Annotated in this window: 11 protein-coding genes; 5 read left to right on the top strand and 6 right to left on the bottom strand. The window is 37.5% G+C overall.

All coding sequences use genetic code 11. The features are described 5' to 3' along the window. Positions 1–2: 2 nt before the first annotated feature. The 4 genes from C3V42_RS08530 to mukF form a co-directional block, all read right to left on the bottom strand. Entirely contained in the window at positions 3–878 is an 876-nt protein-coding gene (locus C3V42_RS08530) for a hypothetical protein (RefSeq protein ID WP_053465033.1), read from the bottom strand. 69 nt (positions 879–947) lie between these two features. Further along, a complete protein-coding gene (mukB, locus tag C3V42_RS08525; RefSeq protein ID WP_106014278.1) occupies positions 948–5,480 on the bottom strand; it encodes a chromosome partition protein MukB in 4,533 nt (1,510 codons plus the stop codon). Further along, complete coding sequence (gene mukE / locus C3V42_RS08520) at positions 5,480–6,214, bottom strand: chromosome partition protein MukE (RefSeq protein ID WP_106014277.1); 735 nt, start codon at positions 6,212–6,214, stop codon at positions 5,480–5,482. Before mukE ends, mukB begins: the two co-directional genes overlap by 1 nt. A 149-nt stretch (positions 6,215–6,363) precedes the next feature. After that, complete coding sequence (gene mukF / locus C3V42_RS08515; RefSeq protein ID WP_106014276.1) at positions 6,364–7,698, bottom strand: chromosome partition protein MukF; 1,335 nt, start codon at positions 7,696–7,698, stop codon at positions 6,364–6,366. Positions 7,699–8,068: 370 nt separating this feature from the next. On the opposite strand from mukF, the gene C3V42_RS08510 reads away from it, so the two are divergent. Beyond that, on the top strand, positions 8,069–8,626 hold the full coding sequence (locus tag C3V42_RS08510; protein ID WP_106014275.1) for a YbhB/YbcL family Raf kinase inhibitor-like protein: 558 nt from the start codon (positions 8,069–8,071) through the stop codon (positions 8,624–8,626). Here C3V42_RS08510 and C3V42_RS08505 read toward each other — a convergent pair. Next, positions 8,623–9,411 (bottom strand): AraC family transcriptional regulator, encoded by a 789-nt coding sequence (locus C3V42_RS08505; protein WP_240610353.1) that lies wholly within the window; start codon positions 9,409–9,411, stop codon positions 8,623–8,625. The two genes, C3V42_RS08510 and C3V42_RS08505, sit on opposite strands and share 4 nt — an antisense overlap. A 446-nt stretch (positions 9,412–9,857) precedes the next feature. On the opposite strand from C3V42_RS08505, the gene ttcA reads away from it, so the two are divergent. From ttcA to C3V42_RS08490, 3 genes are all read left to right on the top strand, one after another. Further along, complete coding sequence (gene ttcA, locus C3V42_RS08500; RefSeq protein ID WP_005634611.1) at positions 9,858–10,799, top strand: tRNA 2-thiocytidine(32) synthetase TtcA; 942 nt, start codon at positions 9,858–9,860, stop codon at positions 10,797–10,799. Position 10,800: 1 nt separating this feature from the next. Continuing rightward, positions 10,801–11,130 (top strand): TusE/DsrC/DsvC family sulfur relay protein, encoded by a 330-nt coding sequence (locus C3V42_RS08495; protein ID WP_106014273.1) that lies wholly within the window; start codon positions 10,801–10,803, stop codon positions 11,128–11,130. 107 nt (positions 11,131–11,237) lie between these two features. Continuing rightward, positions 11,238–11,447 (top strand): TOBE domain-containing protein, encoded by a 210-nt coding sequence (locus tag C3V42_RS08490; protein WP_105887359.1) that lies wholly within the window; start codon positions 11,238–11,240, stop codon positions 11,445–11,447. 93 nt (positions 11,448–11,540) lie between these two features. On the opposite strand, the gene cdd is transcribed toward C3V42_RS08490, so the two are convergent. Beyond that, positions 11,541–12,419: a cytidine deaminase gene (gene cdd, locus C3V42_RS08485; RefSeq protein ID WP_106014272.1), complete on the bottom strand. Its 879-nt coding sequence runs from the start codon at positions 12,417–12,419 to the stop codon at positions 11,541–11,543. A gap of 272 nt (positions 12,420–12,691) precedes the next feature. Between cdd and C3V42_RS08480 the strand changes: the two genes are divergently transcribed. Continuing rightward, positions 12,692–13,174 carry a Dps family protein gene (locus C3V42_RS08480; RefSeq protein ID WP_065264831.1) on the top strand — a complete coding sequence of 161 codons (483 nt, stop codon included), beginning with the start codon at positions 12,692–12,694 and terminating at the stop codon, positions 13,172–13,174. The last annotated feature ends 11 nt before the right edge of the window (positions 13,175–13,185 follow it).

Below are 13,185 nucleotides of genomic sequence, written 5' to 3'. Positions count from 1 at the left end.
TTTTACGCGATAATTTTATCTAAATAATATAGGCAGAAAATAGCTGATAAACTAAAAATAATACCAATCCAATTTAGCTTACTGATTTTTTCTTTAAAAGCTAATGCGCCTGTTATCGTACCTAAGCAAATTACGCCAATGTTCATTCCCGCGAAAACAAGCGTCGGATTTCCAGCAAAACTTTGATGGGCTTTTATGTAGAATAAAATATTAAAGAAATTCAATACACCTAAAACGATGCCACCAATTACACTTGATGCTGTCCATTGGGCACGTTTTAAGAATAAATAGATAAACATAACGCAAGCTGCAAGCGAGAAGGAAATAAACAATGTTGCAGGGAATGCACCACCGCTTTTCGCAACTTGTTTGAATAAAATATCAATAATGCCATACCCAAACCACACGCCGATTAATCCTAAAACACCTTTAAAATTGACCGCACTTTGCCCTTGATTTGGCTTAGTTAATAAACAAAACAAACCAATAAAGGCTAATACAACGCCAATGATTTTAGATTGGCTTAGTGTTTCATGAAAAATTAAAAACGCCGATAAAATAGGAAGAAACAACGAAAGACGTTGCGCTGCGTCAGAACGTACAATTCCAGCAAACTCCACCGCTTTTGACATAATAATAAACACGCTAGGTAGCAATAAACCTAGCGCTAAAAAAATGGGTGAATTTTCGCTTTGTACAATGTAATCAGTAAATTCTAAACCTTTAAAATCAGGTTTGAGTAAGAAATAACTGAAAGTGATGGCTGTAATGTAGTTGAATGCGATAGCTTGTTCAATAATGATATTTTTTTTACGGGCTATTTTAAGCAAAACTGAAACCGCTACGCTGCAAAGAATGGCAAGAATAAGATTGTGCATTTAAATTCCTTATATAATTAAAGTGCGGTCAAAAATCTTAAAATTTTAACCGCACTTCCCTTCTATTTTTTATTCTGTCGCACCGAATCCGCGTAAACCAACAACATGTACATGTTCTTGGTTGCCTGCGATTTTACGCACGAGTTTATAGGTTGTACCTTTTTCCGGGCTAATGTTTTCTGGCGCAGCAATAAGTAACTGCATATCCAAACGTTCGCAAAGCTCAAACAAGGTAGAAATAGATTTACCGTCTAAACGTGCTGCTTCATCTAAGAACAATAAGCGACAAGGCACAATATCTTTACCACGAATTCGACGACTTTCTTCTTCCCAGCTTTGAACAACCATTAAGAGAATTGACATACCTGTACCGATAGCTTCACCAGTAGAAAGTGCTCCACTTTCGGCACGTAACCAACCATCTGCGCCACGGAATACTTCTACTTCAAGTTCAAGATAATTACGGTAATCTAACAACTCTTCACCAATTGTTTGCGCTGTGCGTTGCCCTATATCAATATGTGGATTGATGCGTTGATAGAGCTTCGCCATGGCTTCCGAAAAAGTGATGCGGTTATCGTTGAATAAATCTTGATATTCATCTTGCTGACCAGAAAGCGCATCTAATAACATGGCATGGGTATCACGAATATTTACTACTAAACGAACAGATTTCACCTGACCAAACGCAATGTTTTGTAAACCTTGATTGAGCATACGAATACGATTTTGTTCACGCTGAATCGTTTTACGCATAATATTCGCCACACTTTCAGAACTGATAGCCAATTTTTTCTCACGGCCAGTTAATTCAGCTGTTAAACGAGAAAGTTCAATTTCCATTTGTTCAATGGCATCAATTGGATCATCCGTTTTAATGATGTCTTGGCGAATACGTTCACGTAGATGCTGATACACCGCAATAAAGAACCGCACTTTATTTTCAGGTTTGCGACTATCTTCTGACACTCTTAGGCTATCACGTAGATATTCATTATCCGCCACTGCTGTACGCAACGCACCTAATGCTTTATCCGACATTGAACGTAACTCATCTGCAGATAAATAAGCGAGCTCTCGGCGATTGAGGCGTTTTTCCATATCAGAGTTGCGGGATAAGCGTAAAACCACACACCAACTCACCTTCGCTGCTACAACTAATTCACGTTGAGTTTTATAATCACGTTCAGTTTTGCGGATTAGACGATTTAAGTTGTCCGCTTCACTTTCAATTAATGTCAGTTGTTTTTCTACATAAGAACGGCGCTGACGGCTTGTTGAAAGCTGTTGATGTAATTCATCACGACGGATACGTGCACGTTCTTCGGCGCCATCATCAGCTCTCACACCAAGATCGCTAATTTCACCAATCAATTCATTTAAGAGTTGATATTTACTATCGTAAGAGCTTTGTAACTGAATCAATACGCGATTATATTCAGCAAATTGACTTTGTTTTTGACGAACTTGCTCACGTTGCGTATCTCGTTGTGCCTGCATTTGTTCTAAACGTTGGCGAAGTTTTTCGTTGAGTTCAGAAGTTTCAGCCTGCCCTGCATCTTCATAACCAAAATGCTGTTTACGTTGTACAACATCAGCTAACACAAATACACGTTGTTGAACTTGTTTTTGACGCTCAATCGCTTGAGTTAATTCATTTTTTAAGCCTTCGTAATTTTCTGGATCACTTTGTAAACTATTTGCAATCGGCTCTAATTGTGATAACGTTACGCCATGCTGACGAATAAAATATTCATCTTGCTCTGCAATATCTAATTGTTCACGACATTCTTCAATGCGATCAATTAAATCCTCATCAGCTAATACATTGAGTTGTGGAATCAACTTGTTGAGTAATTGCAGTTTTTCTTTTGCATTATCTAATTGAATGCGTAATTGTTGCTCGCCGCTATTAAATTGGTTTAATTCACGATCAATTTCATTGCGTTCGCGATTAATTTCAGACATTAACTCTTCTGGATTTGGCTGGAACGCAAGCGCCAAGTGCAACCCAACAAATTGGCTGAAATGTTCGTGTAAACGTTGGCATTTTTGTACATCAAACGCAATTTGGGCATGTTGTTCTGCCACTTCATCACGTTCAATTTGTAATTCTTCTAAACGTTTTTCACGTGCTGCACGCCCAAATAACGGAATTTCAGGGAATCTGGAATAGCGTAATTCACGATCTGAAACTTGCACTACAACACCTAGCTCAAGTTCTTGTGCGGATAATACGCTGTCGTCAAATGCGGTAGGATCGCCTTCAATTAAATACAAATCGTCTGGGCAATCTTCTAATTGCGCAAGTTGTTCACGCACAGCATTGAGATCTCGCACGACAATAGCATGACGTGCAGGTCCGTAAAGTGCGGAGAAATAAGGTGCATCTTCAATGGTTACGTCATCGTAAAGCTCTGAAAGCAACACCCCACCAAAACGCTCTGCCAGCATATTTAAACGCGGATCTTCTGAACCATCTGGCTGACTTAAACGAGAAATTTGTTCATCTAATTGCAAACGTTTTTGTCCAAGTTGATCACGTTGCATCGTGAGTTCACGTTCTTTCACAAGTTGTGATTGCATAAAATTCATCACATCTTGGCTATGTTCAAACGTCTCGCCACTTTGTTGCTCTAAACGTTCTAATGCAGCTTGAGCTGTCAGCCATGCCGGGGCTTTACGCGCATTGTCATCATAAAGTGCGGTTAAATTTTCACGTTTTTGACGAAGTGTAGAACGGTTTTCCACTTGTTCTGAAAGTTCAGCAGAAATATCTTCAATTAACGCTTCTTGCTCTGCGTGATAATCCTCTAATTCTTCTGCCGTTTGTAAACTTAAATTAGCACGTTGATTAAAATCATTAAGTAATTTGACCGCACTTTGTTGTTGTACATAACGTTGCTCAAGTTCATGTAATTTTGTGCGAAGTTGTGGTGTTTGTTGTGCCTGCAATTTTTGGCTTGGATATTCACGTAATAATTCTTTCGCACTTTCCCAGGCTGCAGAACGAGGCATTTCACCCGCAATTTTGCATACTAATTGATACGCTTTATCAAACTGAGATTTTGCTGCTTCAGAAATAGACATTTTGTGCTCAAGCTCAAGTACGGTTTCCGTTAAACTTTCAGCGTGAGCTTCAAATTCTGCGTGATAATCTTCTACATTTTTAACACTTAAATCCGCTAAACCACATAATGTTTTCGCTTTTTCAAGAGCTGCAATGGCTTGTTGATATTGAAGGGCGCGAGTTTGTTGGGCATCTAATGCTTGTTGATAGTCTGCTAATTGGGCGCGCACCGCATCAATTTCAATTTCAGTTTGCTCAAATTGGGCTTGGCTTTCTTCTAACGCATCATTCGCATCTTCAACCACCATTTTTTGTTCTTCTAAACGCTCAGTGAGTTCTGCAATATCTTCTTGATAACGAGTGATTTTTTCTTGGTGACGTAAAGCATTTAATACTAAGTTAAGATGATCAACCGCACTTTGGTGATCAACTTCTAAAGTACGTTCATTTTCTGCCAATTCAGCCGCTTCTCGACTTAAATCAACTAAACGATGTTGAGATAAATCCTGTTCTGCTTTTGCTTTATACCACTCACGACGAGATTCTAATGCAGCCTCAATATTGCCACGGCGTTCATTTGCATTACGCATATAGTCCGAAGCAACATAGTTGGTGGTTTCAGTAATTAAATGTTTGAATAAATCGCGATCTGATTGCGTGACCTTAATCGCCTCTAAAGTCATACGGTTCTCACGCAATGCACTTTCCATATCTTGGAAAGCTTTGCGCACACCTAAATTTTCTGGCAATAAATAGTCACGTAAAGAGCGTGTGATTGCGCTGGAAATACCACCGTATAAAGACGCTTCGATAAGTTTATAGAATTTGCTTCGGTCTGATGCTGAACGTAAACGTTTCGGAATAATACCAAGATCAAACATCATGCCGTGATAATCGGTGATGGAATGATATTGTTTAAATTGCGCACCAATGTTTTCAATTTTATCTTTAAGTTCGTTTAAATTGAGTACACGAGCTTGACGTTCGCCCACTGTTTCAGTGAAAAGTGCGGTCGGATTTTGAGATAATTCAACACCCTGGATTGAGAACGTTTTTAAATCAACCTTTTTATCACGACCCGCAATTTGCTGCAGACGAACACCGACAAGAATACGTTGATGACGTGAGTTAATGGTATCTAATACCGCATAACAAACACCCGGACGCAATTTACCATGTAAACCTTTATCGCGAGAACCGCCTGTGGAGCCAGCTTCTGTTGTATTACGGAAATGTAAAAGGGTCAAATCAGGAATTAATGCGGTCACAAACCCAGCCATTGTAGTTGATTTACCCGCACCGTTACCCCCAGAAAGCGTGGTAACTAATTCGTCTAAATCGAAAGTACGCGCAAAAAAACCATTCCAGTTAATTAAGGTTAAAGAACGGAATTTACCGCGCTTTACACCATTATTTGTCGTCATGCTAAAAGGCATTGGCGTTTCAACGATTTCTTCGACGTTTTCATTTTCCATAATGACTTCATCGCTCTCTAATTCGATTTCATTTTCTAATTCAAAAACATCAGACATTATTCTTGTTCTCCGTCAAATTCTTCGTCAATTTCATCCGCACTTTCCGCATCGTTTTCCACTAATTGCGCTTGTTTTTCCAACTCTAAGGATTCTGGTGTTGCCGCTTCCCCATCACGAATGAGTCGAGCTTGCGCCTCTAATGGATCATCTCCGCTACGCACTTCTGCACCAAAACGAAATACCGATTCAGAAATCGTAAATTTCCCACTATTTTGTTCGCCAACAGTTTGAATCATACCTAAACGACGTAAACGACCAATTGCAGCTCGCACTTTTTCTGCCAATTTTTGTTTATCTAAGTCAGAACCACTTGAACGCTGATTAACTGCTTTTAATAATTTTCCTTCATCGGCAAGATTTAATAATTCATCATACACTTCTTGCGTACTAAAAATGCCCTGTTGAGCTAAACGTTCTGGGCTTAAATAAAGATAACAAAGCACTTTACCAACAAGCATTTCCAACTCAGAAAGTACTGAACGCGCAATTAATGTCGTTGCTTTCGGACGCAAATAGAAAAATCCTTCTGGAGCACGAATTAGTTCCACGTTATAGCGACGATAAAATCCGTCTAATTCATTTTGGAAATCCATTAAAAATGCGTGATTATCTAAATGCTCCGTGCTGATATGGCGACCTGAGCGCAATAGACTATCTACCGCTGGAAATATTGGATTTGCAATCGCCACAGCGAGTTTTGGGGAAATTACATCTTGAAGGTTGTCTGTCATAGGTTATTTCTCTATTAAAACTTTATTCAGTTACTTTCTTCGTTAATCATTATTGCCAAATCTCCCCTAGCCCCTCTTTGCTAAATAAGGGTTTGGGCACATTTAACAGAAGTAATTCCGTCGAAATTAGCTTTTAAATTATCTTAAAATCAATACTTATCAATCACATGAGCTTGCACTTCTGCGCCACGTTTATTAATTGCTTGCCAATCTGGATAAATACCCGATAAATCATCATTTGCCATACCAAAGCGCACGGCTTGATCAACAATGATTCGAGCTACATCAAAATGACGAGAAAGTGGGTAATTTTCCAGTTGTTCTTTTAACACTAAACTCAAATCAATCGAACGGTTATTTTCACGATAAGCAATCAACAAGCCTTGCATATGCTCTACAATTTGATCGTGTAAATCAGAAAGGGATTCGTATTGCAATTCTTCTGGCAATTCACCTAAAGCGTCATCTTCACGCAACACCATTTCTTCATCGCGCAGATCAACTAAACGCTCAGCTTGCGCTGTCCATAAGAACCAAGGATGATCAAAATAATGGTGAATAGAATTACGTAAACGTTGTGAGAACACGCGATTTTTATCCATATCAATGGTTGTACGAATAAATTTATGCACATGGCGGTCATAACCAATCCATAAGTCTATGGCTTGTTGTCCCCAACTAATAATTCGGTCAAGTTTAGATTGTAAATCGGTAATTAATTGATCAATAAAATACAAATCATCTCGTCCGATCACACAATCTTGAATACGCAATAATTGCGCCTGAAGTTTATCCCCTGCTGCATTTAGCGTATCTTGCAATTCGCGCAAATTCCCAGATGTTTCATCTAATAAACGTTCACAGCTTGAAATTGCCGCTTGCCAATCTTTAGTAAGAAGCTCTGCAATTTCATCCTTAATACTTTGCTGGTTTTCATCCATAATGCGTTGTGAAAGATCGATGCTATCAAAAATCTCCGCAACGGAATATTTTAATGGCGCAAACACATTACGACGCCAATAATGTTCACTTTCATTATTCTCCACGCCTTCTTCTGCAGAATCAGAAGCGCGTTGAATTTCATCTGCCACAATGGAAAGTTGCACTGAAAGACGCAATGCGGAAAATTCACGCTGACGAATGTAATAATCAGACACGCCAACACCTAATGGCGTTAAACGATAAATCGCCAAGCCCTCAGTAAATTCGCTACTAAAACGGTTTAACAAACGTTGTTTCACTAATTCATTAATTGCATTATTCGCTCGTGTTGCAATAGCATCCGTGGATTGCTCAAAAGCATTCATCGTGTGGCGGAAAATATCCACAAGATCGGCTTCTAACATTTCGCCATCTAAACGTTCGTTGTTATAAATTGCAATCGCCAGCAGGAAAACCAAGCGCTCGGTGGGTAAATTCAAAGAAAACTCGCGATCTTTTGCCCAAGAGACGAGTTCTGGAATAGTTTGGGATGTTTCAATCATTGAATTGCAAAGCGTTAAAATTGAACAAAAAATTGGAAAGATTATACAGGATTTTTTGCGGATCTTAAAAATCTTCTTTTGAATTGACCGCACTTTTCCTATTTCTAACGCAGGAGAAACACAAATATTACCTATTTTATTAAAAAATAAAGATATTTATAGGTTTCTAAAAATATAATACTTTAGATAATTAATTTCAGGAGATTTCTGCTGTGAAAAGTGGTAGTTGGTAAAATAAAAGAAAGAATTTAATTTTTCAAAAAATTTTCAAAAAATACTAGAAATAAAAAACATTTGAGCGTTTTTGCACAATTTTAGTTAATAAGATTTCCTATACTGATACCTCATGTACATCAAAAAAGGAAAAATCATGAAAAAAATGATCTCAACAGTATTTTGTTCGCTTATTGCTGGTACATCTTGTGCCAACTCATCAGTTTTTAGCATTAATGTGCCAGATTTACCTAAACACGGATTTCACGCTAAAAACTTATTAAGTGCCGATTATGGTTTTGGTTGCAATGGAGGAAATCTGTCACCAGCGATTTCTTGGGCAAATGCCCCGAAAGGGACGAAAAGTTTTGTGGTGACGATCTATGATAAAGATGCACCAACAGGCATTGGCTGGATGCATTGGATAGTTGTAAATATTCCTGCAAAAACGACCGCTCTTCCTGAAGGCATTAAAGCTGATGGTAATAATTTACCACAAGGTGCGCTACAAACCCGCACTGATTTTGGCGTGCCAGGCTTTGGCGGAGCTTGTCCACCCGAAGGACAAAAACATCGCTACGAAATCAAAGTTACAGCGGTAAGTGTAGAAACCCTGCCAAATGTGACTGCAGATACAATGCCTGCTGTAGTCGGCTATTTTACTAAAGCTAATGCCCTTGCCGAAGCTTCTATTATTGTAGAACATAGTCGTTAAACAGCACTAGATTGCCGAACCTCTAACGGAGAACAGCCAAAATATTGTTTAAACTTCACGGAAAAACGTGAATGACTTTCATAGCCAACTTCATAGGCGATTTGTGAAATTGGGCGTTGAGTGAGTTGTAACAAATTCAACGCTCGCATCATTCGAACTGTGGTTAATACTTCCCGAAACGATGTTTTTTCTGCGGCGAGGTGACGGCGCAATGTAGCTTCACTGGTATTTAACGATTTTGCAATATCACCAATTTTCCAGTGATACTCAAAATTTTCTGAAATTTTCTTACTAATTTGACATTTTAAAGAAGGTGTAGAAAAGGGATTAAAGATACCCCCCTGTTCAGACAACCAAGCCAGCAATTCCCACAAGCGAATTTCTACAATACGATCAGGAATTTCATCACTGGAAAGCGCTTTTGAAACAATCGAAAAAGCTTGCTGTATAAAAGGATGTGCAGGCAAGTGAAACAGGCTGTCAAAGGTTTTTGGATCCGAAAGCAGCCCAAAAAATCTCTCAACCACTGCATTATCAATAGATAACCAATCCACTTGATATACACCTATTTCATCAGGTTCATTAATCACATCAAAGCGTTGATTTCCTGCCAACATTATCATTTCACCAGCTTGGATAATTTTCTCTCCATTTATCCAACGCAAAATTTTCCTACCACGCCTAACCCAAATAACGGTAGGTTGCGTAAAATAGGATTTATCTAGTTTCAATTTATGTCGTTGTATAATGGTGTTTTTTTCAGCAAGATTAGGACGAATGGGCATAAAAATTCCTTGTAAAAGTGCGGTTATTTTAAGTAATTTTTTATGAATGTTCTATATTAGGCTAAACACTCTCCCAATTTTTAAATGAAGGATCATTTAGAATTAATCTGCTACCTATAGCTATTTTCAACGTACAAATAAATACTCGCTAGACAGATAAAAGTATCATTCAGTTATGTAATCATAATAGACGGAGAAGATTACAGAGAATCTAACTAGTTTATAGTTTAGGATTGTAGTAGATAGCTAGTACAAACCCTTAACTTATTGTTTTAAAATGGAAATTATAGATTTTATTTCACTATGATTAAAATGCCATTATTATCAGATTAGATCTGTTCATCTACAGTTAAGAAGATATTACTCCTAAATTTTAGGAAAATGCGATCTTGCTCTAATTTTTCACGTATAATGTGCGCCTTTCATGAATAACTAAAGATAATAGAATGAGCGAATTAACCCAGTTAGCCCAACAAGAAAAAAAACAAACCTATAATTTCAATAAATTACAAAAACGTCTTCGTCGCAACGTAGGTAATGCGATAGCAGATTTTGGAATGATCGAAGATGGCGATAAAGTCATGGTGTGTTTATCCGGAGGTAAAGACAGTTATACGCTTCTCGATATTTTGTTGAATTTACAGCAAAGCGCACCGATTAAATTTGATATCGTGGCAGTAAACCTCGATCAAAAACAACCTGGGTTTCCAGAACACGTATTGCCTGAATATTTGGAAAGTATTGGCGTAGATTACAAAATTGTACAAGAAAATACTTACGGAATTGTGAAAGAAAAAATTCCGGAGGGAAAAACGACTTGTTCACTCTGCTCTCGCCTACGCCGTGGGATTTTATATCGCACAGCCACAGAACTTGGTGCAACCAAAATCGCTTTAGGACACCACCGAGACGATATGTTAGCGACGCTATTTTTAAATATGTTTTATGGCGGCAAAATGAAATCGATGCCACCTAAATTAATTTCTGACGATGGCAAACAAATTGTGATTCGTCCGCTTGCTTACTGCAAAGAAAAAGACATTGAGAAATATGCCATCGCGAAGGAATTTCCGATTATTCCTTGTAACCTATGTGGTTCCCAACCAAATCTTCAACGCCAAGTGGTAAAAGAAATGCTTAATACTTGGGATCGCCAATATCCAGGACGCTTAGAAACTATGTTCAGCGCAATGCAAAACATTACATTGTCACATATGTGTGATCCGAAATTATTTGATTTCAAAGGCATCAAACATGGGCAACTAATTGATGGCATTGAAGGCGATACCGCATTTGATGAAGAACGAATCACGCCAATGCAATTTGAAGATGAAGATCAAACCGATTTTTCAAACAACGAAATGATTAACTTTAAAGAAGTAAATTAATATGTTGAATATCAATGGAATGGAAATTGAAACTGACAAAGATGGTTATTTGCTTAATAGTCAACAATGGAACAAAGATGTCGCTCGCTCTATTGCGCAGTTAGAAAGTATTGAATTAACTGATGCACATTGGGAAGTGATTTACTTCGTGCGAGACTTCTATCAAGAATATAACACATCCCCAGCCATCCGTATGTTGGTAAAAGCCATGGCCGAAAAGCTTGGTGAGGATAAAGGTAATAGCCGTTATTTGCAACGCTTATTTCCTGAAGGCCCCGCAAAACAAGCTACAAAACTAGCAGGCTTGCCGAAACCTGCAAAATGCCTATAAAAGTGCGGTCAATTTTTTGAGAATTTTAAACTCTAGGTTTATTTACGACTGGCTTTTTGTAAGCTAATATATAGCTTCTTTTCAACTCTAACTAACAAGGAAATGTTATGAAAATTAGTGCAAGAAATCAATTAAAAGGTAAAGTCGTTTCAATCGAAAACGGTTCAGTAAATGCGATCGTTCACATTGATATCGGTGGCGGTAACGTGCTTTCTTCTACTGTATCTTTAGCAGCAGTTAAAGAATTAAACTTAGAAGTTGGTAAAGAAGCGTACGCAATCATCAAAGCAACTTCTGTAATGATTGGTGTAGAATAATTTCTTCCATAAAGGTAGAAATTAATAAGCCGTACTTTTAAAGTGCGGCTTTTTCATATATTTATAATAATGACAAGATAGTTCTTTAAATTTCTATAATGCAATATATTCTAATTTAATTGCAGACAGCCCCAATAATAAAGATTCGGCCATTGCTCGATGGCTTAGTGTAAGTGTTTTTTCAACCATCACAACCCTTTCAATTTCACTTAATTTTTTATCATTTAAATAAGCAAAATTAAGCGCAGTTTGCAAAGCGGGTAAACTTGGGTTAAATGCAGCATTTTCCACATAGCGTCCAGTTACGACATCTCCATCTTTAAATAAAATCGCAATACCGTGTGGACTATGTGAATAAGGACAATGGGATTGGTTAGCAGCTAAAATTGCATGATTTATAAGCGGATCTTGGGAGTTTGCTGCTAAATGATGCTCTTCTTTCGCTAAAAGATGTGTTTCGATATCTAAATCTTTAGGACCAAATGCATCAGGTAAATAAGTATGCAATAAATTATTTTGGCTATGTGGTAAGTGAATTGATAGTTTATCAGCGCCATCTAATTCATTCATAAATTGGCGGCAATGACCACAAGGCGTATAATTCACCACTATATCCGTAATTCGGCTTTCATTACGTAACCAGGCATGACTAATCGCACTTTGCTCCGCATGAATAGTTTGTTGAATCGCTTTTCCTGCAAATTCTTGATTGGCACCAAAGTAAAAGTCTCCTCGTTCACCAATCGCTATTGCACCAACATTAAAATGAGAAACTGCTGTATGGCTATAACAGGCCGCAATTGGCAATAAATGTATCGCAAGTTTTAATGGTGTTAATTCAAAATCACGACAAAGTTGTAGCACTTGTGAGTGGCTTAAAAAGCCTGCCCAATGTTGTAAACGAAGCGCTTCTACAATCGCTTGATTAATTATATTTTCTTGTGGTAATGCATTTTTAATAAGTTCTTGCATAAATTATCCTTTTTAAAACATCTAAATACATGTTACTTATTAGAACAAAATTTATTACTTACTGCGAGTGTCTCACTAAATATTCCTTAAAACTGTGATCGGGATCACTCAGTTTGATAGATTTGAATTATTACATTTTATTAACATATAGCTAATAGCTATCAATTTTATTGAATAGAACAATTTCACAGTATATTTTAGGGACGTATAATGACTCTCAACAAAGGGAGAGCATTAGCTCAAATTATTAACATTGATAGAAGGAAAATACTATGTCAAAAACATCAATAGGCTTAGATAAAGTTCAATCAGCTGAATTAGCAAATAAACTAAATGAATTACTTGCCACCTATCAAGTTTTCTACACAAATGTACGTGGCTACCACTGGAATATTAAAGGTGTAAATTTCTTCGAATTACATGCAAAATTTGAAGAAATTTATACCGATTTAATCACCAAAGTTGATGAAGTTGCAGAACGTATTCTTACATTAGGCTATGTACCGAATAATGCTTATAGCCAGTATTTAGAAGTTTCACGCATTAAAGAAGATATCGCTATAAGCGGTGCACAAGAATGTTTATCAGGTACATTACAAGGCCTAAAAACACTACTAGAACAACAACGTGAAATTCTTACCCTAGCAGGTGAAGCAGATGATGAGGGTACCGCTTCACAAATGAGTGATTACATTAAAGAACAAGAAAAATTAGTGTGGATGTTCCAAGCAGCTTGTCAAACCTGTCATGCTTAATTTATAAAGTT

Origin of the sequence: Haemophilus sp. oral taxon 036 (assembly GCF_002998595.1) — a bacterium.
Lineage (GTDB): Bacteria > Pseudomonadota > Gammaproteobacteria > Enterobacterales > Pasteurellaceae > Haemophilus > Haemophilus haemolyticus_K.
This window is presented reverse-complemented; position numbering and strand designations above follow the sequence as displayed.

Coding starts and splice junctions, on each gene's coding strand:
- C3V42_RS08530 (WP_053465033.1), bottom strand. CDS start 878: ATGCACAATCTTATTCTTGCCATTCTTTGCAGCGTAGCGGTTTCAGTT.
- mukB (WP_106014278.1), bottom strand. CDS start 5,480: ATGTCTGATGTTTTTGAATTAGAAAATGAAATCGAATTAGAGAGCGAT.
- mukE (WP_106014277.1), bottom strand. CDS start 6,214: ATGACAGACAACCTTCAAGATGTAATTTCCCCAAAACTCGCTGTGGCG.
- mukF (WP_106014276.1), bottom strand. CDS start 7,698: ATGATTGAAACATCCCAAACTATTCCAGAACTCGTCTCTTGGGCAAAA.
- C3V42_RS08510 (WP_106014275.1), top strand. CDS start 8,069: ATGAAAAAAATGATCTCAACAGTATTTTGTTCGCTTATTGCTGGTACA.
- C3V42_RS08505 (WP_240610353.1), bottom strand. CDS start 9,411: ATGCCCATTCGTCCTAATCTTGCTGAAAAAAACACCATTATACAACGA.
- ttcA (WP_005634611.1), top strand. CDS start 9,858: ATGAGCGAATTAACCCAGTTAGCCCAACAAGAAAAAAAACAAACCTAT.
- C3V42_RS08495 (WP_106014273.1), top strand. CDS start 10,801: ATGTTGAATATCAATGGAATGGAAATTGAAACTGACAAAGATGGTTAT.
- C3V42_RS08490 (WP_105887359.1), top strand. CDS start 11,238: ATGAAAATTAGTGCAAGAAATCAATTAAAAGGTAAAGTCGTTTCAATC.
- cdd (WP_106014272.1), bottom strand. CDS start 12,419: ATGCAAGAACTTATTAAAAATGCATTACCACAAGAAAATATAATTAAT.
- C3V42_RS08480 (WP_065264831.1), top strand. CDS start 12,692: ATGTCAAAAACATCAATAGGCTTAGATAAAGTTCAATCAGCTGAATTA.